This is a genomic window from Azorhizobium doebereinerae UFLA1-100 (genome assembly GCF_000473085.1).
GTDB classification, from domain to species: Bacteria; Pseudomonadota; Alphaproteobacteria; order Rhizobiales; family Xanthobacteraceae; genus Azorhizobium; species Azorhizobium doebereinerae.
On record NZ_AXBA01000011.1, the window covers coordinates 96,843 to 120,478 of the forward strand.

A 23,636-nucleotide genomic window follows, 5' to 3' on the forward strand; every position below is an offset into this window, starting at 1 on the left:
GACCCTCCCGGGACTGGAGCGCTGGGGCGGGTTCAGACGTGGTAGATGTCCACCACGTGGTGGATGTAGTCGTTCTTGAGCACCACTTTCTTGCGGGTGATCTGCGGCTCACCACTCGCGGTGTCGATGGTGTAGAAGGACGTGCCGAAATAGGTGTCCACCGTCTTGTAGCGATAGGACAGCGTGACCCAATTGAACCGCACCTCGGTGACCGGGCCGAAGCGGCTGACGATCTCCACATTGGAGATGTTGTGCGAGGTGCGCGGCTCCGGCAGGCTGGTAGCGCTGGAGCGCTCGGTGCGGATGCGGAACACCCGGTCCTCCAGCCCGTCGCGATTGCCGTACCAGATCAGCGAGATTTCCGACTGCGGATCCTCGGTGAGCGTGTCGTCGTCATCCCAGGCCGGCATCCAGAATTCGGCCTCCCTGGAGTAGAAGGCGAGCCAGGTCTCGAAATCGCGGTCGTCCAGCGCGCGGGCCTCGCGGTGAAGGAAGTCGCGCACTGCCTCCAGGGTGAGGCCTGCGGGGTGGGAGAGGGCGGCGATGGTCATGGGTCTATCCTCCCTCAGAGTTCGCCCAGCGCCTTGCGCATGATGGTCTGCCAGTGCCGGTGCTGCACCACGAACAGGCCCTCGTCCTCGGTGCGCACGCCGCTCATCTGCGGCTCAAGACCGATGGCCTCGGCGGCCTCGTCGGCGCCCTCGATCCAGTGGGTGGCGCCGCGGCACATGTCGTTCCAGCGCGCGGCGGCCGCCTTGTAGGACATCTGGCAGGCGCGGAATTCCTCCAGGTCGTCCGGCGTCGCCATGCCGGAGGCGTTGAAGAAGTCCTCATACTGGCGGATGCGATGGGCGCGGGCCTCCGGCGCCTCGCCCTTGGGGGCGATGCAATAGATCGTCACCTCGGTCTTATCGACGGCGATGGGACGGTAATGCCGGATCTGGCTGGAGAACTGGTCCATCAGATAGACGTTGGGATAGAGGCAGAGGTTGCGCGAGCGGCGCACCATCCATTCGGCGCGGGCGGGACCGAAGGCTTCCGCCAGTTCCTCGCGGCGCTCCCAGTTCGGCCGGTCCTCGGGGTTGGCCCAGTTGGTCCAGAGCAGCAGATGGCCGTTCTCGAAGGAGTAGAATCCGCCGCCCTGCTTGGCCCAGCCGCCGGCGGACATGGCGCGCACGCTGTCGCCCTTCTCCGCTTCCTTGCGGCGGCTGGTGGTAGCGGCATAGTTCCAGTGGGTGGCGGTGACGTGATAGCCGTCCGCGCCATTCTCCGTCTGGAGCTTCCAGTTGCCGTCATAGACGTAGGTGGAGGCGCCGCGCAGCACTTCCAGGCCGTCGGGTGACTGGTCCACCATCAGGTCGATGATCTTGGCCGCCTCGCCGAGATAATCGGCCAGCGGGGCCACGTCGGCATTGAGGCTGCCGAACATGAAGCCGCGATAGCTTTCGAAGCGGGCGACGGGGGTGAGGTCGTGCGAGCCCTCGCAATCGAAGCTCTCGGGGTAGCCGGCGCAGTCCGGGTCCTTCACCTTCAGCAGCTTGCCGGCGTTGGAGAAGGTCCAGCCGTGGAACGGGCAAGTGAAGGTGGCCTTGGTGCCGCGCTTGAAGCGGCAGAGCATGGCGCCGCGGTGGCTGCACGCATTGATGAAGGCCCGCAGCTCGCCCTTGCGGTCGCGGGTGATGACGATGGGCTGGCGGCCGATGGTGGTGGTGAAATAGTCGTTCGACCCGCCAACCTGGCTCTCGTGGGCGAGATAGATCCAGTTGCCCTCGAAGATGTGGGCCATCTCCAGCTCGAAGATCTGCGGGTCGGTGAAGATGTCGCGCGCCACGCGATAGACCCCGCGCGCCGCATCATCCTCCAGGGCGGAATCGATCTTCACCCCGATCTCGTCGAGCATGGCCGTCTCCTCTTGGCGTTTCCTTGCCGCACTGCGGCGGCTCGTTGTGCGTCGCGATACCCTGAATGAACCCCAAGGCCGCTTCGTTCTTCGTGATGACGAGCTTTACTTCGCTCGAAAGCAGGCTTCCAATACCGATTGGATGCGTTCGATACCGAAAGGGTATGGAGTGGAGCTGCGGCAACTGAAGTATTTCGTGGCCGTTGCGCGGGAGCGGAACTTCACCCGTGCGGCGGAGACGCTGAATATCGCGCAGCCGCCCCTGAGCCGGCAGATCCAGCAACTGGAGCAGGAGACGGGGGTGATTCTCGTCGAGCGCGGCAGCCGCCCGGTGCGGCTCACCGAGGCAGGGCGGCTGTTCTATGAGCAGGCCGTGCAGGTGCTGGACCGGGTCGAGCAGATGCTGCTGATGACCCGCCGCCTGCGCGAGGCGGGGCAGACGCGCCTCGGCATCGGTTTCGTGGCGTCCACCCTCTATGGCTATCTTCCCGAGGTGATCCGCCGCTACCGCGCTGCCCGACCGGATGTCGAGCTCGCGCTTGTCGAGATGACCACGCTCGAACAGCTCGTCGCGCTGAAGGAGGGGCGGATCGACATCGGCTTCGGGCGGATTACGCTGGAGGATCCCGTTCTCGAACGACGCCTGCTGCGGAACGAGAAGATGATCGCCGCATTGCCGGCGAGCTTCCCCCTTGTCCGGCAGGCCAGGCTGGTGACGCTCGACGAGCTGGCGCGCTTTCCGCTCGTCGTCTATCCGCAATCACCGCGGCCCAGCTATGCCGATCAGGTGCTGAAGCTGTTCCGTGACCGGGACATCCGGCTGGGTGTCGTGCATGAGGTCCGGGAATTGCAGACCGCTCTCGGGCTGGTGGCCGCGGAAAGCGGCGTGGCGATCGTGCCGGCCTGCGTCGAGCGGTTGAAGCGCGACAATGTGCGCTACATGCCGCTCGACGAGCCGGACGCGTTGTCCCCGGTGATCATGAGCACGCGGCGGGATGCGCCGTCGCCCGAGGCGGCCGTGCTGCTGAAGATCATCAAGGCCATGTACCGGGACGCCGGAATAACGTTCGGCCAATAGGATGGGCCGTCCGGGCCGTTCCATATCGATACCGGCGGATGCCATTGTTGCCGGACACTCGACGCCGAGCGCTGGCGCCGGAGGGTGGGGATAGGGCGCTGATCACGGAGCGGCTGTCCGCCTGCCGGGCCTCAGGGCAGGTTCTCGCGCAGCACGATGTCGATGCGCGGCGGGGTGATGCTGGCCAGCGCCTCGCGGCCGGCCCGCAGGTTGGAGAAGATGCCGACGCAGCTGGCGATGGCGCTCTCCGGATTCTGGGTGATGACCGCGTCCATGGTGCCGTCCAGCAGCAAGGCGCGGGTGTCCGGGGTGAGGCCGTGGCCGACGAACACCACGTCGGAGCGGCGCATCTCGCGCAGCGCCTTGCCCACGCCCGCGGCCCCGCCGCCGATATTGTAGAGCCCGGCCAGATCCGGGTGCTGGGCGAGGAACTGCCGGGTCTGGCGATAGTTGCGCGCCTCGTCGTCCTGCCCCTCGCGCAGGCCCACCACCTCGATCTGCGGGAACATCTCCTCGAACAGGTGCAGGAAGCCCATCTCCCGCTCCTCATGGGCGCGGTAGGAGAGTGAGCCGGCGATCATCGCCACCTTGGCCTTGCGCGCGCCGATGAAGCGGGCGATCAGATAGCCCGCCGTGCGTCCGGCCGAGCGGTTGTCGAGCCCGACGCAGGCCACCCGCCGGGCGCCGCCGAGATCGGAGATCAGCGTGACCGTGGGCACGCCCTTCTCGGCCAGGGCGTTCACCGCCTCGCGCACGGCGGGGTGCTCCAGGGCCATGAAGGCGATGCCGTCGGCGTGCCGGCCGTGCTGGAGCAGGGCGCGGGCCAGCAGTTCGGGATTGAAGCTCTTGATATATTCCACGCGGGCGTGGATCTGCCGTTCGGCAAGGTCCGCCGCGCTCGCGGCGATGAGGCGGCCGAGCAGGCCGAGGAAGCGGTTGGTGCCCGCCGGCAGCAGGAAGACGAGGCGCAGGGGTGCCACCGGCGGGGCGATTTCGCTCTCCAGGATATAGTTCAGCTCCGCCGCCGCCTTCAGCACCCGCTGCACGGTGATCGCGCGCACGCCGGGCCGCTTGTTGAGCACCCGGTCCACCGTCGCGGTGGACACGCCCGCGCGCCGCGCCACGTCGGGCAGCCGGGCGTGCGCCGGGCGCGCCGGCTCCGCGCTGTCCGGCGTTTCGGTCGCGCCGGGTGATGTCACGGCATCGGAAGACATCAGATTACATCATTCTTTGAAATTGACGCGTCGATTTCATAAACCATATCATCTCAGAACACCGCAATAAAAACATCAAAAAACATCAAATCGGGAGGATCTCATGCCGTCTCTGTCGCGCCGCCAGTTCGTTGCCGCCGCCGGTGCCGCCTCGGCGGCCGGCCTCATCGGCATGCCGGGCATCGCCCGCGCCGCCGAATACGAGCTGAAGTACGCCAACAACCTGCCCATGACGCATCCCCTCAACATCCGCGCGCAGGAATTTGCCAAGCGGGTGGAGGTGGAGACCAAGGGCCAGGTCACCATCCAGATCTTCCCCAACAACCAGCTCGGCGGCGACACCGACATGCTGGCGCAGGTGCGCTCCGGCGGCGTCACTTTCTTCACCCCCTCGGCGCTGGTCATCGCGACCCTGGTGCCCTCCGCCGCCATCAATGCGGTGGGCTTCGCCTTCGCCGACTATGACCAGGTGTGGAAGGCCATGGACGGGGCGCTCGGCGCCCATGTGCGCGGCGCCATCTCCAAGGTCGGCCTCTATGCCTTCGAGAAGATGTGGGACAACGGCTTCCGCCAGATGACCTCGTCCAAGGCGCCGATCACCAGCGCCAAGGACATGGACGGGCTGAAGATCCGCGTGCCGGTGAGCCCGCTCTCCGTCTCCATGTTCAAGGCGCTGGGCTCGGCCCCCGCCAGCCTGCAATTCTCGGAAGTCTATTCCGCGCTCCAGACCAAGATCGTGGATGCGCAGGAAAACCCGCTGCCCATCATCCAGGTGGCCAAGCTCTACGAGGTGCAGAAATACGCCTCGCTGACCAACCACATCTGGGACGGCTACTGGTTCATCGCCCACGCCCGCGAGTGGAAGACCCTGCCGGAGAACCTGCAGAAGATCGTCGCCACCGCCATCAATGACGCGGGCCTCGCCCAGCGCGCCGACATCAAGGCGCTGAACCAAGGCGTGCAGGCGGACCTGGAGAAGAACGGCCTCGTCTTCAACACCACCACGCCGGACAGCTTCCGCGCCAAGCTGAAGGACGCCGGCTTCTACGTGGAGTGGAAGGGCCGGTTCGGCGACGAGGTGTGGGGCCTGCTGGAGGGCGCGGTCGGCAAGCTCGCCTGAGCGCACACCCGCCCAGTTCCTGCCGAATGTTGTAACGGAGGCCCCATGTCCGGCTCCTTGTTCCAGGCGGCGGCCGATAGCCCGGCCGCCGGCCGCCCGGCTGCGTCCGGACTGGCGCGGCTGGAGGCGGCCGTCTTCGGCCTCATCGAGAATCTCGCCGCGCTGATCGTGCTGGTGGAGGTGGTGGTGCTGTTCGCGGGCGTCCTCGCCCGCTACGCCTTCCACGCGCCGCTGGTGTGGTCGGACGAACTGGCGTCCATCCTGTTCCTCTGGCTCTCCATGCTGGGCGCGGTGGTGGCGCTCCGGCGCGGCGAGCACATGCGCATGACCGGCTGCCTGGGCTTTGCCGGGCCGCAGACCCGGGCGGTGCTGGAAGCGCTGGCGGTGGTCGTGCCGCTGGCCTTCCTCGGCCTCATCCTGCACCCGGCGGTGGATTATGCCGCCGAGGAACGCTTCATCGTCACCCCGGCGCTGGAGATCAGCAACGTGTGGCGCGCCTCGGCCATACCGGTGGGGCTGGCGCTGATGGTGCTGGCGGCTCTCGCGCGGCTGGCGCGCGCCACCTCGCTCAAGGCGCTGCTGGTGGCGCTCGGCCTCACCGCCGGGCTGATGCTGGCCTTCTATCTGCTGGGCCCGGTGCTGAAGCCGCTCGGCCAGCTCAACCTCGTCATCTTCTTCGTCGGCGTGGTGGGGCTCTGCGTGTTCACCGGCGTGCCCATCGCCTTCGCCTTCGCGCTCGCCACCTTCGGCTATCTGGCGCTCACCACCCGCACCCCCATGCTGGTGATGGTGGGGCGGCTGGACGAGGGCATGAGCCACCTCATCCTGCTGGCGGTACCGCTGTTCATCTTTCTCGGCGCGCTGATTGAGATGACCGGCATGGCCAAAGCCATGATCGCCTTCCTCGCCAGCCTGCTGGGCCATGTGAAGGGCGGTCTGTCCTATGTGCTGATCGGCGCCATGTACCTGGTCTCCGGCATCTCCGGCTCGAAGATCGCCGACATGGCGGCTATCGCGCCCATCCTGTTCCCGGAGATGAAGGCGCGTGGGGCGAAGGAGGGCGACCTGGTGGCGCTGCTCGCCACCACCGGCGCGCAGACCGAGACCATCCCGCCGTCCATCGTCCTCATCACCATCGGCTCGGTCACCGGCGTGTCCATCGCCGCGCTGTTCACCGGCGGCATGGTGCCGGCGCTGGTGCTCGGCCTGTGCCTGTGCACCGTGGTGTGGTGGCGCTATCGCGGCGAGGACCTGAGCCATATCCGCAAGCCCAAGGCGCGCGAGATCGGCAAGCTGGCGCTGGTCGCCGTCCCGGCCATCGCGCTGCCCTTCGTCATCCGCGCGGCGGTGGTGGAAGGCGTCGCCACGGCCACCGAGGTCTCCACCATCGGCATCGTCTACGCGGTGCTCATGGGCCTGCTGGTGTACCGCAAGTTCGACATCCGGCGCATCCGGCCCATGCTGATCGAGACGGCGGCGCTCACCGGGGCGATCATCTTCATCGTCGGCTGCGCCACCGCCATGGCCTGGGGGCTCACCCAGTCCGGCTTCTCGCGCAGCCTCGCCCAGGCGATGGCGGCCATCCCCGGCGGCGGCTACGGCTTCCTCGCCATCTCCATCCTCGCCTTCATAATCCTCGGCAGCGTGCTGGAGGGCATTCCGGCCATCGTCCTGTTCGGGCCGCTGCTGTTCCCCATCGCCAAGGCGGCGGGCGTGCACGAGGTGCACTATGCCATGGTGGTGATCTTCGCCATGGGCATCGGCCTGTTCGCCCCGCCGTTCGGGGTCGGCTATTACGGCGCCTGCGCCATCTCCAAGATCAATCCGGATGAGGGCCTCAAGCACATCTGGGGCTATGTGGCCGCGCTCCTCATCGGCCTGGTCATCGTGGCCGCCATCCCGTGGCTCTCCATCGGCTTCCTGTGATCTTCCGCTCAACAAAGAGGTTTACGTCATGAGCCGGTTTTTCGGCGACATCCGGCAGGCCGGATATGTGGTCAAGGACATCGAGGCGGCGATGGACTATTGGAGCCGGGTGCTCGGCATCGGCCCGTGGTTCTACAATCCGCGCGTGCCGATCGTGAACTACACCTATCGCGGCGAAGCCTACGAGGTGCACAATTCCGTCGCTCTGGCCAATTCCGGGCCGTTGCAGATGGAGCTGATCCAGTGCCGCAACGACGCGCCCTCCATGTATCGCGACTTCCTTGAGGCCGGGAACACCGGCCTCCAGCACGTCGCCTACTGGACCGAGAACTACGACGCCGATCTTGAGCGCCTTCTCAAGGACGGCTTCAAGCCGGTGATGGGCGGGGAAGTGGGCGAGAAGGGCCGCTTCGTCTATTTCGACACCGAATACCATCCCGGCACGGTCATCGAGCTGTCCGAGGTGGCGGGGCCGAAGGGCAAGCTGTTCAAGATGATCCGCGAGGCGGCGCAGGGCTGGGACGGCACCGATCCCGTGCGGGCCTTCCCCGATCTCTCGACGCTCTGAGGCGATGATGTCCGAGGTCCCCATGTCACGCTTCGAAGCGAGCTATCTGATCGAGACCCCGTTCGATCCCGCCAAGGTGGCGGAGGTGATGGCGGGGGAGCAGTCGAGCGGCACCTTCACCCGCGTGCATGGCGAGACCGACGAACTGCGCGCCCGCTCGCGCGCCGAGGTGCTCTCGGTGGTCGAGCTCGGCACGCGCGGCGCGCCCAGCCTGCCCAATGCCTATCTCGACCGGCGCGGGGTGACCGGCCCCTACCGGCAGGCGCGGGTACGCCTCGCCTTCCCCGCCGCCAACGTGGGCGCCAACCTGCCGACGCTGGCCGCCACCGTCGCCGGCAATCTCTACGACCTCGGCGAGGTCACCGGCCTGCGCCTGGAGAGCATCGCGCTGCCCGACGCCTACCGCCTTGCCTTCGATCTGCCGCGCCAGGGCCTGTCGGGCACCCGCGCCCTCACCGGCGTCTCCGCCGGGCCGTTGGTGGGCTCCATCATCAAGCCCAATGTCGGCTTGTCGGCGGAGGAGACGGGCGAGCTGGCGGGGCAGCTCTGCGAGGCCGGGCTCGATTTCATCAAGGATGACGAGATCTGCGCCGACCCCGCCCATGCTCCGCTCGCCGCGCGCGTGCCGGCGGTGATGCGCCGGGTGCGGGCGCATGCGGACCGCACCGGCAAGCAGGTGATGGTGGCCTTCAACATCACGGACGAGACCGACGCCATGCGCCGCCATGCGGACCTCGTGGCGAAGGAAGGCGGCAGCTGCGTGATGGTGAGCCTCAACTGGTGCGGCTTCTCCGCCGTCCAGACCTTGCGCCGTTCCACCGATCTGGTGCTGCACGGCCACCGCAACGGCTATGGCGCGCTCTCCCGCGATCCGCTGCTGGGCATCTCGTTCCAGGCCTATCAGGTGCTCTGGCGCCTCGCCGGCGTGGACCACATGCATGTGCACGGCCTCAGGGGCAAGTTCGCCCAGGAGGACCGCGAGGTGGTGGAAAGCGCGCGCGACTGCGCCATGCCTTTGTCCAGCACCACCGACGACCGGGTGATGCCGGCCTTCTCCTCCGGCCAGTGGGCGGGCACCGTGCCGGCCACCTACGCCGCCACCGGAAACGCCGACCTGCTGTTCATGGCGGGGGGCGGCATCATGGCCCATCCGCAGGGGCCGGCGGCGGGCGTCGCCAGCATCCGCGAGGCGTGGGAGGCGACCATGGCGGGTGAGAGCCTGGAAAGCGCCGCCGCCCAGCAGGGCGCGCTGCGCGCCGCCATGGCCTTCTTCGGCAAAGCGTGACGGCGGGATCATGACGCCCGCGCCCCGCTACGGCTGGTATGGCGACGATTTCACCGGCGCCAGCGACACGCTGGCCGTGCTGGCCCAGCGCGGGCAGCGGGCGCTGCTGTTCCGCGGCCTGCCGACGCCGGAGCAGCTTCGCCGCGCCGGGCCGCTGGATGCGGTGGGCATCGCCGGAGCCTCCCGCGCCATGGGCCTTGCGGACATGACCGCGGAGCTCGGGCTGGTGGCGGCCTTCTTCGCCGGCCTCGGGGTGCGGGTGCTGCATTACAAATGCTGCTCCACCTTCGACAGCGCGCCGCAGGTGGGCAGCATCGGCCATGCGGTGTCCGTGCTCGCCCCGTCCTTTCCCAATCCGTTCCGCCCCATCGTCGGCGGCCAGCCGAACATCGGGCGCTACTGCACCTTCTCCAACCTGTTCGCGGCGGCGGGCACCGGCGGGGAGGTGCACCGCATCGACCGCCATCCCACCATGAGCGTCCATCCCGTCACCCCCATGGGGGAGGGCGACCTGCGGCGGCATCTGGCGGCCCAGGGGCTCGGTACCGTCGCCGCGCTGCATTACCCTGCGTATGCGGATGAGGCGGCGGCGCTCGACGCCCGTCTCGCGGCGCTGCTGACGGCGCATCCCGACGCGGTGCTGTGCGACATTGCCGGCGCCGACGACCTTGCCGTCGTCGGCCGGCTGATCTGGGGGGCCGCGGAACGGGCGACGCTGCTGGCTGTGGGGGCAAGCAGCGTCGCCCAGGCGGTCTGCGCCCATTGGGGCGCCGAGCCGGTGCCGCCGGCTCCGCTCGCGCCGGCGCAGGGGCCGGTGTTCCTGCTGGCCGGCAGCCTGTCGCCGGTCACCCGGCGGCAGATGCAGGCGGCGGTCTCCTACGCGCCGGTGCCGCTCGACGCCGCGCGCCTTGCCCGCGATCCGGCCTATGCCGCCGACGGCGCGCAGACCATCGCCGGGCTGCTGCGGGCTGGCCGGTCCGTGCTCGCCACCACCGCGCCGGAGGGCGGGGAGGGGGAAGCGGCCCTCGGCCCGGCCGAGGTGGCGGCGGCCACCGCCGCCTTCCTCACCGCCGTGCTTGCCCGCGCGCCGGTGCGCCGGCTCGGCATCGCCGGCGGCGACACGTCGAGCCGGGCGGTGCAGGCGCTCGATCTGTGGGGCCTGTCCTATCTCGGCGCGCCCTCGCCGGGCGTGGCGCTGTGCCGGGTGCACAGCGATGCGCCCGCGCTCGACGGCCTCGAACTCATGCTGAAGGGCGGCCAGATGGGCTCGCCCGATCTGTTCGAGCGGCTTCTCCACGGCGGGTGAATTCAGCCGCGCCCCCTGTCGGCGCGGGCCGGTGTCCTTCGTCCTTGGAACATCAAAGGCGCGGCGGCCTTCCGCAAGCCGCGCCTTGGCCGTTCCCGGCCAAGGGTTTGAGGCGGATCGCATCCGGCCCTAAGCTCCCGGCCCCGGAGGAGACGACAACATGCAATATGCCATCCTGTGCTACCATTCCGAGGAAGTGGTCGGGGCCTGGAGCGCGGAGGAGGACGCCGCCGTCATGGCCCGCCTGTCCGTGGTGCAGGAGCGGCTCTTGAAGGAAGGCCGTCTCGGCCCGGTGGTGCGCCTCCTGCCCACCACCACCGCCACCACGCTGCGCAAGGACAGCGACCCGCCCCTCGTCATCGACGGCCCGTTCGCCGAGACGCGGGAGCAGCTGCTCGGCTTCTACATCGTCAATGCCGACAGCCTGGACGCGGTGCTGGACATCGCCCGCGACCTCGGACAGGCCAATCCCGGCGGCTCCTACGAGATCCGCCCGCTGGCGCTGTTCTTTCCCGGCCCGCTCGCGTGAGGGCGGTGTCATGAGCGCCGTGTCATGAGCGATCTCGGCATGGGCGATCCGGCCTGGATCCACGCCACCCTGGCCGGGGCGCGGCCGCAGGCGGTGGCGGCGCTGCTGCGCTATTTCCGCAATCTAGACGCCGCCGAGGAGGCGGTGCAGGACGCCTGCCTCCGCGCGCTGAAGCACTGGCCGGACAACGGTCCGCCGCGCGATCCGGTGGCTTGGCTGGTGATGGTGGGCCGCAATGCCGGCATCGACGGCGTGCGCCGGCAGCGCAGGCTCACGGCCTTGCCGGACGAGGCCGTGCTGTCCGACCTGGAGGACGCGGAGGCGGATGCCGCCGAGCGGCTCGACGGCGCGCATTATCGCGACGACGTGCTGCGCCTCATGTTCATCTGCTGCCATCCGGATCTGCCGCCGACGCAGCAGATCGCGCTCGCCTTGCGCATCGTCTCCGGCCTGTCGGTGAAGCAGATCGCCCGCGTCTTCCTGGTGGGCGAGAGCGCCATGGAGCAGCGCATCACGCGGGCCAAGGCGCGGATCGCGGCGGGCGCCGTGCCGTTCGAGGCCCCCGGCGCGGTGGAGCGGGCCGAGCGCCTCGCCGCCGTGGCGGCCATGCTCTATCTCGTCTTCACCGAAGGCTATTCGGCCGCCGGGGAGAGCGCCCGCCTGTGCGAGGAGGCGATCCGCCTCGCCCGGCTGCTGCTGCGCCTGTTTCCCGCCGAGCCGGAGCTGATGGGGCTGCTGGCCTTGATGCTGCTCCAGCATGCCCGCGCCGCCGCGCGCTTCGATGCGCAGGGCGCCGTCGTGCTGCTGGAGGACCAGGACCGGCGGCTGTGGAACCGGCCGCTGATCACCGAAGGGCTGGCGCTGATCGACAAGGCCATGCGCCATCGCACGCCCGGCGCCTACCAGATCCAGTCCGCCATCGCCGCGCTGCATGTGCGCGCCGAGCGGCCACAGGAGACCGACTGGGCGCAGATCGAGCGGCTCTATCTGGCGCTGGAGCGCCTCAACCCCTCGCCGGTGGTGACGCTCAACCGCGCCGTGGCGGTGTCCAAGGTGGCGGGGCCGGAGGCGGCGCTGGCCGTGGTGGCGCCGCTGGAGGGCCGGCTGTCGGGCTATTTCTATTTCCACGGCGTGCGCGGCGGGCTGCTGCTTCAGCTCGGCCGCAGGCGGGAGGCGCGGGCGGCCTTCGACCGGGCCATCGCGCTCGCGTCCACGGCGGCGGAGGCGGCGCATATCCGCATGCATCTCGACCGGCTGGAGCGCGAGGCCGCAGGCGACGCCGGCCCGGCATGAACGCATCCGCTTCGCCCGGTGAAGGCCATGCGCGCGCATTGTGTTTCCAACCTGACGCAGGGCGGCGGCCCGCCGCCGATCCGGCCACGGGGGAGGCCGCGGCGGCCGATCGCGGTTTGACGGGACGCAAGGACGTGGCATGCCTGGCCTTCTAGAAGGGGCCGTCTCCCTTCGCGAAGGCTTCCGCCCATGCTCTCGCGTCCCGTTTTCCCGCGCCCCCTCGCCGCTTCCGCCGGGCTGCCCCCGGCCGCCGCTTTCTGGACGAAGGGCGCCGATGCGCTCCTCGCCGGGCTGGAGGCCCGGCCGGAGGGGCTCTCCGCCGGAGAGGCGCAGGCGCGCCTTGCCCGCTGCGGGCCCAATGTGGCGGTGGCGCGCGGCCGGCGCTCTCTGCTGGCGAAGCTGCTGAAGCGCCTCGCCGAGCCGCTGGTCGCCATCCTGCTGATCGCCGCCGCCGTCTCCGGCGCCACCGGGGACTGGCAGAGCTTCGTCATCATCGTCTGCATCGTCCTGTTCTCCATCGGCCTCGACCTCGTCCAGGAGGAGAAGGCCGAGGCGGCGGTGGAGGCCTTGAAGCGCGCCGTGGCGGTGACCGCGCGGGTGCGGCGGGACGGGGCCTGCCTCACCGTCCCGGTGCGCGAGATCGTGCCCGGCGACGTGGTGGAGCTGACCGCCGGCGACCTCGTGCCGGCGGACGGCATCCTGCTCTCCGGGCGCGGCACGCTGGCCAATGAGGTGGCGCTGACGGGCGAGGCCTACGGGGCGGAGAAGGCGCCCGGCGCCTGCGCCGCGCCGGACGTGGCGGACGCCACCAACGCGCTGTTCGCCGGCACCAGCATCGTCGGCGGCGAGGCGGTGATGCTGGTGGTGGCCACCGGCCCCGGCACCCGCTTCGGCCATGTGGCGGCCTCGGTGCAGGCCAAGGTGGCGCCCGGCGCCTTCGAACGCGGCATCCATGCGCTCGGCATGCTGATCCTGCGCCTCACCGGCTTCCTGGTGCTGTTCGTGCTGCTCACGCAATTGGTGCAGCACGGCCTGTCGCTGGAGGCGTTCCTGTTCGCGGTGGCGCTGGCGGTGGGGCTCACCCCCGAACTGCTGCCCATGATCACCACCGTCACCCTGTCGCGCGGGGCGGTGCGCATGGCGGCGCGCAAGGTGGTGGTGAAGCGCCTGTCCGCCATCCACGACCTCGGCGCCATGGACGTGCTGTGCACCGACAAGACCGGCACGCTCACCGAGGCGCGCATCGCCCTGACCGGCAGCTTCGCGGCGGACGGGAGCGAGAGCGCGCATGTGGTGGCGCTGGGCCGCCTCAACAGCCATTTCGTCGGCGGCATGCACAGCAATCTGGACGACGCGCTGCTGGCCGACGGGCCGGGGGAGTGCGCCGGCATCCGCCGGCTGGACGACCGGCCGTTCGATTTCGAGACCCGCCGCGCCACCGTGCTGCTGGAGGGGCCGCAGGGGCGTTTCCTCGTCACCAAGGGCGCCCCCGAGGCGGTGCTGGCGCTATGCACTGAGGTGGAGCTGCCCGACGGCACGCGGGCGCCGCTGGACGCCGCCGCCCGCGCGGCGATCACCGGGCGCATGGAGGCCAGGGGGCGGGAGGGGCTGCGCCTGCTCGGCGTCGCCCGCGGGCCCGCCGCCGGGGAGGCATGCGAGATCGCCGAGGAGGGCGTGGCCTATGCCTTCGCCGGCTGCCTGGTCTTCCTCGATCCGCCCAAGGCCTCCGCCACCGAGGCGATCGCCCGCCTCGCGGCCGCCGGGGTGCGGGTGAAGATCGTCTCCGGCGATGCCGGGCCGGTGGTGCAGCATCTGGTGGAGACGCTGGCCCTGCCGGCGCGCGGCATGCTGACCGGCGCGCAGATGGAGGAGATGAGCGACCTCGCGCTCGCCGCCCGGGTGCAGGGCACGGACCTGTTCGTGCGCGTCTCGCCGGAACAGAAGGGCCGCATCGTGCGGGCGCTGCGCCATCGCGGGCACACGGTGGGCTTCATCGGCGACGGCATCAACGACGCCCCCGCCATCCACATGGCCGACGTGGGGCTGTCGGTGGAGGGCGGCACCGACGTTGCCCGCGAGGCGGCCGACATCATCCTGCTGGCGCCCGATCTCGGCGTGCTGGCGGACGGCGTGGCGGAAGGCCGCCGCACCTATGCGAACATCATGAAATACGTGCGCATGGGCACCAGCTCTAACTTCGGCAACATGCTGTCCATGGCGGCGGCCTCGCTGGTGCTGCCGTTCCTGCCGCTGGCGCCGCTGCAGATCCTGCTCAACAACCTGATCTACGACTTTTCCGAGATCGGCATTCCGTTCGACCAGGCGGATGCGCAGGACCTTGCCCGGCCGCAGGCCTGGGACATGGGCGCGGTGCTGCGCTTCACGCTCATCATGGGGCCGTTGTCCTCGGTGTTCGACCTCGCCACCTTCGCCGTGCTGCATCTGGGCTTCCACGCCGGCGTCGAGGTGTTCCGCACCGCCTGGTTCGTGGAATCCATCGCCACCCAGATATTGGTGATCTTCATCATCCGCACCCGCCTGCCGGTGTGGAAGAGCCGGCCGGACCGCGTGCTCACCTTGACCTCGCTCGGCGCGCTGGCGGTGGCGCTGCTGCTGGCGCTCACTCCCATCGGACGGGAGATCGGCTTCGCGCCGCTGCCGCCGCCGCTGCTGGCGGCGATCGCGACGCTGACGGTGCTCTATCTGGTCGTGGCGGAGGGGCTGAAGCGCGTTGCCATCAAGCCGCCGCGCCGCCACAGGGCGTAGGCCGGCCTCACCGCCGCTCGGCCTCCGTCTCGGCGTGAGAGATGGATTTACCGCTCTGGTTGGTCAGGCTGAGCGGATCCGGCTTTGGCCAGCGCCTCGCGCAGGCGGGTGGTGGCGACGCGCCCCAGCACCAGCGGCTCGGCCACGCCCTCCAGCGTCACCCGCGAGCGGTTGCGCGAAGGGGTGTCGAAGCCGCGCAGCCGGGTGCGGTTGAGGATCAGCGAGCGGCTCAGCCGCACGAAGGGCGGGGCGGGCAGCACGGTCTCGAAATGGCTGAGCGTGCGCCAGATCAGCAGCGCCGGCTGCTCGGCCAGCACCACGCGGGTGAAGTCGCCCTCCGCGCACAGAGCGGCGATGTCGTCGGGGGCGGCGAGCACCGTGCGGTTGGGCGTGCGCAGCTCCAATATCTCGCCCTTCGCCGCGGGCGCGGCGGGCGGCGCCGCCTGCGCCTTGGCGCGGTTCAGCCGGGCCAGGGCTTCCGCCAGCCGCTCCGGCTCCACCGGCTTCAGCAGATAGTCCACCGCGTCGGCGGCGAAGGCGTCCACCGCATAGGCGGCGTGGGCGGTGACGAACACCACCTTGGGCGCCGGGTCGAGGCGGGCGATGAGATCGAAGCCGGTGCCGGTGCCGAGGTCGATGTCGAGGAACACCGCGTCCGGCCGCTCGGCGGCGAGCACGGCGGCGGCGGCGCGCAGCGTGTCCGCCGTGCCGACGACGCTGACGTCCGCATGGGCAGCGAGCAGGCGGCGCATGGCGCGCACCGCCAGCGGCTCGTCATCCACGATCACGACACGGAGCATGGCTCTCCCTCCAGCAGCAGCTCGGCCACCACGGCGTCGTGATGGTGGCAGTCGGCCGCGCGCGGCACCACGGCCTGCTGGCGCAGCTCGAAGCGGTGGCGGCCGGGATAATGCAGCGCCAGCCGCCGGCGCACGTTCTCCAGGCCGATGCCGGTGTGGCGGGGGGGCGCCGGCCCGTCCTGCGGCGCCAGCGCGCCGCTGTTCTCGATCACCACCCGCAGCGCCTCGCCCTCCGCCGTGATGCGCACGGTGAGGTCGATATGGCCCTCCCGGTCGCCGTGCTCCACCGCATTCTCCACCAGCGGCTGGAGCAGCACGCTGGCGATGGGCCGGCCGGCGGCGGCCGGGTCCACCTCCACGCGGCTGCGCAGGCGCGGCCCGAAGCGCGCCTCCTGGATGCGCAGGTAGGCGCCGAGCGCCTCGGCCTCGGCGGCGACGCTCACCACGCTCTGGTTGATGCCGGCCAGCGTGTGGCGCAGATAGGCGGCCAGATCCCGGACCATGGCCAGCGCCGCGTCGGGATGCTCGGGGATCTCTTCCGCCACGCCGTTCAGCGCGTTGAACAGGAAGTGCGGATTGAGCTGGAGGCGCAATTGCTGGAGCTCGGCGCGCAGCGCCTCGGCCTCGGCGGTGGCCGCGCGCTGGCGCTCGGCGCGGCCCTCGATCTCCGCCCGCACCCAGAAATAGGCGAGGCTCCAGCCGCCGAAGATCAGCATGTAATAGGCCAGCGGCGCCAGCAGCTCCTGGGAGGCGTTCCAGTCCGGAATGCCCCAGCCGAGCGGCCCGCGCACCAGGGTCAGCACGCTGACGATGAGGATGGCCGTGCCGCCGCTGAGCGCGAAGATGCAGGCCAGCGCCGCCACCGAAAGCCGGCCGTTGAGGCCGAGGTGCAGGAAGGCCGCGCGCAGGCCCGCCGCCGCCAGCACCAGCAGCGGCTCCAGCAGCAGCGTGATGGTAAGCGCGGTGGTGAAGCTCTGGTAGACCACGGTGCGGGTGGCGAGGTCCACCAGCGAGAACAGGCCCCAGCCGACGATCTGCACCCGCCAGAACACCGGCAGTTGCTGCCAGCGGCGGGCGAAGTCGTGTCGCAGATCTGCCGTCAGCCCCCGCTCGCTCACCGCGCGCCCCATCCACCCATGGTCCCGCACCGAGGTAACGGCATTTGCGGCGGGCGGGCAAGACGAAGCGGGTGTTCCGGCCGCGCGGCCGGGCGCGAATGAGCGCTTCGTTGCCCGCGGCCGCCGCCTCGCCGTTTTTCCGGGCGGCTTCACCGAGTAGGCTCCGTTGCGTCATGAAGTCACGCGTCGTTTGTGACAGGACAACCCCCAGAGGCACGCCGACACGCGCTGCGGAAGGGAGTGACCAAGATGACAAACGCCGATGCCACCACCGAAGGCCGGATCTTCACCGTCAGCACCTCCGGTGCCGATATCGTCGGGTTCGACCCGGCCAGGGACAAGCTCGATCTGGGCGACAACTCGGTCCACAATTTCATCGTCGTCGACACCCCGACCGGCGTCGGCTTCATGAATCCGTGGTCGGGCGAGACCTGCGTCATCCTGGGCGTGTCCCTCGCCCAGCTCACCATCGACAGCTTCGTGCCGATCGTGAACGACCACCTGCGGCAGACCCTCAGCGGCGCCCTGGCCTGGGAGCACGGCATCGAGGCGGCGCCCCACACGGTCTATGCCCGCTCGCACGAGCTGGGGCAGATCGACAAGGTGGCGTTCGATCCGGCGACCGACGTGGTGGACTTCCGCTATTTCGGCACCCGCGAGCAGATCTACATGAGCGACAGCTCCGAGGGTGTCATCATCTCCAATTCGGGGACCGGGCAGGCGCTGATCCTCCTGGGCGTCACCAAGGCCGAGCTGACGGTCGACAACTTCGTCTTCTATCCGGCCGAGGTGCTGGAGGACCGGGTGGCGCTGCAACTGGGCTTCTCCAGCGTGCCGGCCAGCCAGATCATCCCGCAGGGCGTCGACTACGCCGGCACGACCGCCTGGCCGACCGTGGCCGGCAGCGGGGAGGCGCCCTCCGGCGTCACCGGCACCACCTACGCCATCGAATGGCACTACGGCACGGACACCGCGCTGGCCTTCAACCCGGCCGTGGACAAGCTCGATTTCGGCTGGTTCAAGGCCTATGAGTTCGACGTCCGCGAGGTCAACGGCTCCACCGTCATCAGCATCACCGGCAACCACCAGACCTACACCCTGACCGGGGTGAGCCTGGGCGAGCTGGAGATCAACAACATCGTCGCGCTCGACACCACCGCCCGCGCCGAATGGCAGGCGCTGATCGACGCCGCCCCGCCGCCGGCCGCTCTGCCGGTGATCAACGTGGCCGACGGGCAGGTGGTGGAGGGCGATGCCGGCACCACGCAGATGCTGTTCACCGTGACCCTGTCGCACGCCTCGGACAGCGCGGTGAGCGTCAGCTATTCCACCCTCAACGGCACCGCCACGGCGGGCAGCGACTACGCCTCCGCTGTGGGCACGGTGACCTTCGCGCCCGGCGAGACGGTCAAGACGGTGGCCGTGGCGGTGACCGGCGACACCCTGCACGAGCTGAGCGAAGCCTTCTCGCTGCAACTGTCCGCGCCCTCCGGCGCCACCATCAACGACGGCTCGGCGGTGGGCACCATCACCGACAATGACGCCGACACCGCCCCCGATGTCCCACCCGCCATCTCCATCGCCGACATCTCGGTGGTGGAAGGCGATGCGGACCTGGCGCATTTCCGCTTCCAGGTGACGCTGTCCAAGGCCTCCACGCAGACCATCACGGTGCAGTATGCCTCCTCGGACGGCACCGCCATCGGCGGCACCGACTATGAGGTCCTGAGCGGCACCATCACCTTCGCGCCGGGCGAGACGACGCAGACCATCCACGCCCACATGTATGGCGACACCACGGTCGAGCCCGACGAGACCTATACGGTCACCCTGTCGGCGCCGACCAACGCCACCATCGCCGACGGCACCGCCGTCGCCACCATCGTCAATGACGATGCCGCCGTGGTGCTGCCCACGCTGTCCATCGGCGACGCGACGCTGGTGGAGGGCAATGCCGGCAGCACGGCGCTGAGCTTCACGGTGAGCCTGTCGGCCGCCTCGGCGCAGACGGTGAGCGTGGCCTATGGCACCGCAGACGGCACGGCGAGCGCCGGCTCGGACTACACCGCCAAGGCCGGGACCGTGACCTTCGCGCCGGGCGAGACCTCCAAGGTCGTGCAGGTTCAGGTGACGGGCGACACCGCCGTGGAGGCCAACGAGACCTTCACGGTGCAGCTCTCCGCGCCGACCAACGCCACCCTGGCGGACGGCTCGGCCACGGCCGCCATCACCAATGACGACGTGGCGAGCGTCCCGGCCGGCGGCGCCGGGCTGGACTATGACGTCACCAGCAACTGGGGCTCCGGCTTCACGGCGGCCATGACGGTGGAGGCGGGCAGCAGCGCGCTCGCCGGCTGGACCGTGGAGTTCGACGCGGGCTTCACCATCACCATCACCAACATCTGGAACGCGGTGATCGTCAGCCACGTGGGCACCCACTACGTGGTGAAGAACGCCAGCTACAACGGCGCGGTGGGCGCCGGCAAGGACACCGCCTTCGGCTTCCAGGCGACGCCGGGCGCGGGGGGCACCACGGCGGGCGGCTTCCTCGTCAACGGCCGGTCGGCGGACGGCGGCATGCCGGCCCCGGCGCTGCCCACCATCTCGGTGTCCGACGCCAGCGTGAGCGAGGGCCATGCGGGCCTCGCCGATCTCGCCTTCACGGTCACGCTGTCGGCGGCCTCCGCCACCGCGGTGACGGTGGCCTATGCCACCGGCAACGGCACCGCCACGGCGGGCTCGGACTACACCGCCATGACCGGCACGCTGACCTTCGCGCCGGGCGAGACCTCCAAGGTGCTGCACGTGCCGGTGAGCGGCGACACAGTGGTGGAGGCGAACGAGACCCTGACGCTGAGCCTGTCGGCGCCGAGCGGCGCCACCATCGCCGACGGCAGCGGCACCGGCACCATCGTCAATGACGACGTGGCGCCCGTGGTGCCGGTGGTCTCGGTGGCGGACGCCAGCGTGACCGAGGGCAACAGCGGCGCCGTGGATCTCGCCTTCACCGTCACCCTGTCGCAGGCCACCACCGGGGCGGTGAGCGTGCACTACGGCACGCAGGACGGCACGGCGGGCGCGGGCTCGGACTATGCCGCCACCTCCGGCACGCTCACCTTCGCCGCCGGCGAGGTCTCCAAGGTGGTGCACGTGCAGGTGAATGCCGACACGGCGGTGGAGGCGAACGAGACGCTGAAGCTGATCCTCTCCCAGCCGGGCGGGGCGACCATCGGCACCGGCACGGCCACCGGCACCATCGTCAATGACGACACGGCGGCGCCGGGCGCGACGCCGACCATCAGCATCTCCGACACCACGGTGAGCGAGGGCAATCCCGCCGTGGTCACCGAGACCGGCTGGTTCAGCACCTCGGGCAACCAGATCATCGATGCGGACGGCCACAGCGTGCAGATCGCCGGGGTGAACTGGTTCGGCTTCGAGGGCACCAATGAATCGCCCAACGGCCTGTGGACGCGCGGCTACAAGGACATGATGCAGCAGATGGTGGACGAGGGGTTCAACACCATCCGCCTGCCGTTCTCCAGCGACATGCTGCACGCCACCGCCGCCGCGCTGGGCATCGACTATGCCAAGAACCCGGACCTCGCCGGGCTGACGCCGCTGGAGGTGATGGACAAGATCGTCGACTATGCCGGCGAGATCGGCCTGAAGATCATTCTCGACCACCACCGCAGCAGCGCCGGCGACGGCACCTCGGCCAACGGCCTGTGGTACGACAGCGCCCATTCGGAAGCCGGCTGGATCGCCGACTGGCAGATGCTGGCGGCGCGCTATGCGGACGACCCGACGGTGATCGGCGCCGATTTGCACAACGAGCCCTATAACGGCACCTGGGGCGGGGGCGGGGCCACCGACTGGGCGCGGGCGGCGGAGGCCGCCGGCAACGCCATCGGCGAGGTCAATCCCAACTGGCTGATCTTCGTCGAGGGCATCGCCACCTATGACGGCCAGAACTACTGGTGGGGCGGCAACCTCATGGGGGTGCGCGACCGGCCCATCGATCTCGATGTGGACAACAAGCTGGTCTATTCAGCGCATGATTATCCCAACTCCGTCTACGCCCAGCCCTGGTTCCAGGGCAGCGACTTCCCGGCCAACCTGACGGAGAAGTTCGACGACATGTGGGGCTACATCTACCGCGAGGGAATCGCCCCGGTCTATATCGGCGAGTTCGGCACCAAGCTGACCGATCCGAAGGACGTCGCCTGGTTCGAGGCCATCACCTCCTATCTCGGCGGCGACTTCAACAATGACGGCGTCTCCGACCTGCCGGCCGGCGAGACCGGGCCGAGCTGGACCTACTGGTCGTGGAACCCGAACTCGGGCGACACCGGCGGCATCCTGAAGGATGACTGGACCAGCGTGAACACCAACAAGATGGCCTATCTCACGCCCATCGAGGCGCCGTTTCCGGCGCTGGACGGCACCGGCGGCGCGGCGGCGGGCGCGCATGCGGACTTCACCGTCACCCTGTCGCAGGCCTTCGACGTGGCGGTGAGCGTCGACTACCACACCGTGGCGCTGGAGGCTGCGGCGGGATCGGACTTCACCGCCGCCTCGGGCACCGTCACCTTTCTGCCGGGGGAGACCAGCAAGGTCATCTCCATCCCGGTCACCGCCGACAAGACCGCGGAGGCGACCGAGCATTTCGCCGTCGCGCTCTCCAATCCGGTGCATGCCACGGTGGTGAAGGACACCGGCACCGCCACCATCCTCGACGACGACGGCGGGACGACGACGCCCACCGACCCCACCACCCCCACCACCCCCGCCGATCCCGCCGGCGACGGGCTGCACGGGGCGCTGACCGTGGTGGATACGTGGAACAGCGGCTTCAACCTCTCGGTCGCGGTCCACAATGACGGCACCATCCCCACCTCCGGCTGGCAGGTGAGCGTGGAGATGCCCTACGAGATCCAGAACATCTGGAACGCCGAGATCGTCTCCCACACCGGCGACACCTACGTGATCCGCAACGCCGCCTGGAACGGTACGGTGGGGGCGGACGCGGAGGTCAGCTTCGGCTTCATCGGCACGGGCAAGCTCGACCCGACCCATGTGGAGCTGATCTTCTGAAGCGCCGCATGCTCGCCACCACCGCCGGGTCCCATGGTCGGGGGGCATGCCCCGAACGGTGGTGATGGCGGGACGGGAGGGGGCCGGGGGGACGCCCGGCCGACCTTTGCGGGGAGACCGGCCGCGTGCGGGCTCCCTCCCGCTCCCCCCTCGGCCCCGGGCCGCCCGACGTTGCGGAAGGGGCGGGCGCGGCCGCCCCAGGGCCGTCCCGCGCAAGCCCAGGGCAAGCTCGCCGCTCCAGTTTGGCCGGTGCATCCGCCGCCGCCATGAGGGCACGCGGGGAGGCGCCCCGGTCCCGCCGGGGACATCTGGAGCTGCCGCGCCTTCATGACGAATGCCGCCCTTTCCCCGGCCCGGCCGGTTTCCCTTGCGTCCGCGCGGCACCCCCTCGTCGGCATGGCCGAGCTGGTCCGCGGCTTCGAGGCCGGCCGCGACATGGCGGCGGTGTGGGAGCGTCTCGTCGCCCGGCTGGACGCCGACCCCACCGACGCCGCGGCGCTGCTGGACATGTCCACCTTCCTCATGGTCCGCAAGGTGCGCGCCAAGGGCGAGGCGGCCCAGGCGGCGGCGCTGGACCTGGCCCGCATCTACCACCGCACCTACGGGCTGGGCGGCGGGCTCAGGCTCGCGGCCTTCGTCACCGCCGGCGACCTGATGGCCAACACGCCGCTGGACTTCCTGCTCACCGGCTCGGACTTCGAGCTGGACCTGATCTATGTGGACGCCGACACCGCCGACCTCGCCGACGTGCCGCCGCACGATGTGGCGATCATCGCGGTGGGCGAATCGCCGGAGAACCAGGCGGTGCTGGCGCGTCTCGCACAATTGCTCGCCGGCTGGCCGGTGCCGATCCTGAACGGCCCGCCGCAGCGCATCGCGGCGCTGACGCGGGACGGGGTGTGCGCGCTGTTCAAGGACCACCCGCACGTGCTGGTCCCGGCCACCGCGCGGGTGCCGCGCGCGGACCTGCAAGCCCTGGCGCAGGGCGATTTCTCCCGCGCCGCGCACCTGCCGGCGACGTTCCCGCTCATCGTCCGCCCCATCGCCAGCCACGCGGGCGAGGGGCTGGAGCAGGTGACGAGCCGCGACCAACTCTATCTCTATCTGACCCAGCAGCCCGAGGGCGAATTCTTCGTCTCGCCGTTCGTGGACTACAGCGGGCCGGACGGCCTGTTCCGCAAGCAGCGCATCGCCTTCATCGACGGCGTGGCCTACGCCGCCCACGGCGCCACCTCCGCCCATTGGATGGTGCATTACATCAACGCCGGCATGCGCAAGTTCGCCGAGCGCCGCGACGAGGAAGCGGTGTTCATGGGCACGTTCGATGCCGGCTACGCCGCGCGCCACGCGGATGCCTTCGCGGCCCTGGCCGAGGGCATCGGGCTCGACTATTTCGCCATCGACTGCGCCGAGCTGCCGGATGGCCGCCTGCTGCTGTTCGAGGCCGACATCGCCATGGTGCTGCACGATGCGGACGATCCGGTGATGTTTCCCTATAAGGTGGAGCCCATGCGCCGGCTGTTCGCCGCCTTCCAGGCGGCGCTTGAGGCGCGCGGCCCCGATGCCGGCTCCGCCGCCCCGCGCGGCGAAAGCGCGGCCTGAGCCGCGCTTTCCCTTTCCCTTCCTGGTCTCGTCT

Annotated in this window: 16 protein-coding genes; 11 read left to right on the forward strand and 5 right to left on the reverse strand. The window is 69.9% G+C overall.

Annotated features, from left to right (window positions below):
* Nucleotides 1-32: 32 nt before the first annotated feature.
* A complete protein-coding gene (benB, locus tag YU1_RS0109535) occupies nucleotides 33-551 on the reverse strand; it encodes a benzoate 1,2-dioxygenase small subunit (protein WP_029003871.1) in 519 nt (172 codons plus the stop codon).
* Between the two features lie 14 nt (nucleotides 552-565).
* On the reverse strand, nucleotides 566-1,900 hold the full coding sequence (gene benA, locus YU1_RS0109540) for a benzoate 1,2-dioxygenase large subunit (RefSeq protein ID WP_029003872.1): 1,335 nt from the start codon (nucleotides 1,898-1,900) through the stop codon (nucleotides 566-568).
* On the opposite strand from benA, the gene YU1_RS0109545 reads away from it, so the two are divergent.
* On the forward strand, nucleotides 1,899-2,978 hold the full coding sequence (locus YU1_RS0109545) for a LysR family transcriptional regulator (protein ID WP_245263279.1): 1,080 nt from the start codon (nucleotides 1,899-1,901) through the stop codon (nucleotides 2,976-2,978). The two genes, benA and YU1_RS0109545, sit on opposite strands and share 2 nt — an antisense overlap.
* Before the next feature lie 131 nt (nucleotides 2,979-3,109).
* On the opposite strand, the gene YU1_RS0109550 is transcribed toward YU1_RS0109545, so the two are convergent.
* Nucleotides 3,110-4,192 carry a LacI family DNA-binding transcriptional regulator gene (locus YU1_RS0109550; protein WP_051356689.1) on the reverse strand — a complete coding sequence of 361 codons (1,083 nt, stop codon included), beginning with the start codon at nucleotides 4,190-4,192 and terminating at the stop codon, nucleotides 3,110-3,112.
* 103 nt (nucleotides 4,193-4,295) lie between these two features.
* Here YU1_RS0109550 and YU1_RS0109555 point away from each other — a divergent pair, with 103 nt between their 5' ends.
* The 8 genes from YU1_RS0109555 (at nucleotide 4,296) to mgtA (ending at nucleotide 14,985) form a co-directional block, all read left to right on the forward strand.
* Entirely contained in the window at nucleotides 4,296-5,312 is a 1,017-nt protein-coding gene (locus YU1_RS0109555) for a TRAP transporter substrate-binding protein (protein ID WP_029003875.1), read from the forward strand.
* A 45-nt stretch (nucleotides 5,313-5,357) separates the two neighbouring features.
* The gene (locus tag YU1_RS0109560) at nucleotides 5,358-7,238 is read left to right on the forward strand and encodes a TRAP transporter large permease (protein ID WP_029003876.1); all 1,881 of its coding nucleotides are present in this window, start codon (nucleotides 5,358-5,360) and stop codon (nucleotides 7,236-7,238) included.
* 28 nt (nucleotides 7,239-7,266) lie between these two features.
* Nucleotides 7,267-7,806 (forward strand): VOC family protein, encoded by a 540-nt coding sequence (locus YU1_RS0109565; RefSeq protein WP_029003877.1) that lies wholly within the window; start codon nucleotides 7,267-7,269, stop codon nucleotides 7,804-7,806.
* Between the two features lie 22 nt (nucleotides 7,807-7,828).
* Nucleotides 7,829-9,091 carry a ribulose-bisphosphate carboxylase large subunit family protein gene (locus tag YU1_RS0109570; RefSeq protein ID WP_035714770.1) on the forward strand — a complete coding sequence of 421 codons (1,263 nt, stop codon included), beginning with the start codon at nucleotides 7,829-7,831 and terminating at the stop codon, nucleotides 9,089-9,091.
* 10 nt (nucleotides 9,092-9,101) lie between these two features.
* Complete coding sequence (locus YU1_RS0109575) at nucleotides 9,102-10,397, forward strand: four-carbon acid sugar kinase family protein (RefSeq protein ID WP_029003879.1); 1,296 nt, start codon at nucleotides 9,102-9,104, stop codon at nucleotides 10,395-10,397.
* Between the two features lie 160 nt (nucleotides 10,398-10,557).
* Nucleotides 10,558-10,926 (forward strand): YciI family protein, encoded by a 369-nt coding sequence (locus YU1_RS0109580; protein ID WP_029003880.1) that lies wholly within the window; start codon nucleotides 10,558-10,560, stop codon nucleotides 10,924-10,926.
* A 39-nt stretch (nucleotides 10,927-10,965) separates the two neighbouring features.
* Nucleotides 10,966-12,219 carry an RNA polymerase sigma factor gene (locus YU1_RS0109585; RefSeq protein WP_029003881.1) on the forward strand — a complete coding sequence of 418 codons (1,254 nt, stop codon included), beginning with the start codon at nucleotides 10,966-10,968 and terminating at the stop codon, nucleotides 12,217-12,219.
* 189 nt (nucleotides 12,220-12,408) lie between these two features.
* The gene (mgtA, locus tag YU1_RS0109590) at nucleotides 12,409-14,985 is read left to right on the forward strand and encodes a magnesium-translocating P-type ATPase (RefSeq protein ID WP_084539773.1); all 2,577 of its coding nucleotides are present in this window, start codon (nucleotides 12,409-12,411) and stop codon (nucleotides 14,983-14,985) included.
* 47 nt (nucleotides 14,986-15,032) lie between these two features.
* Here the strand turns inward: mgtA and YU1_RS0109595 are convergent, their stop codons facing one another.
* Both YU1_RS0109595 and YU1_RS28785 read right to left on the reverse strand, forming a co-directional pair.
* Nucleotides 15,033-15,785: a LytR/AlgR family response regulator transcription factor gene (locus YU1_RS0109595; RefSeq protein WP_029003883.1), complete on the reverse strand. Its 753-nt coding sequence runs from the start codon at nucleotides 15,783-15,785 to the stop codon at nucleotides 15,033-15,035.
* Nucleotides 15,770-16,915 (reverse strand): sensor histidine kinase, encoded by a 1,146-nt coding sequence (locus tag YU1_RS28785; protein WP_051356690.1) that lies wholly within the window; start codon nucleotides 16,913-16,915, stop codon nucleotides 15,770-15,772. Before YU1_RS28785 ends, YU1_RS0109595 begins: the two co-directional genes overlap by 16 nt.
* Nucleotides 16,916-17,152: 237 nt before the next feature.
* On the opposite strand from YU1_RS28785, the gene YU1_RS28790 reads away from it, so the two are divergent.
* Nucleotides 17,153-22,000, forward strand: coding sequence for a Calx-beta domain-containing protein (locus tag YU1_RS28790; protein ID WP_084539781.1), 4,848 nt, complete (start codon nucleotides 17,153-17,155; stop codon nucleotides 21,998-22,000).
* Nucleotides 22,001-22,327: 327 nt separating this feature from the next.
* Entirely contained in the window at nucleotides 22,328-23,602 is a 1,275-nt protein-coding gene (locus tag YU1_RS28795) for an ATP-grasp domain-containing protein (protein WP_051356692.1), read from the forward strand.
* Nucleotides 23,603-23,636: the final 34 nt, after the last annotated feature.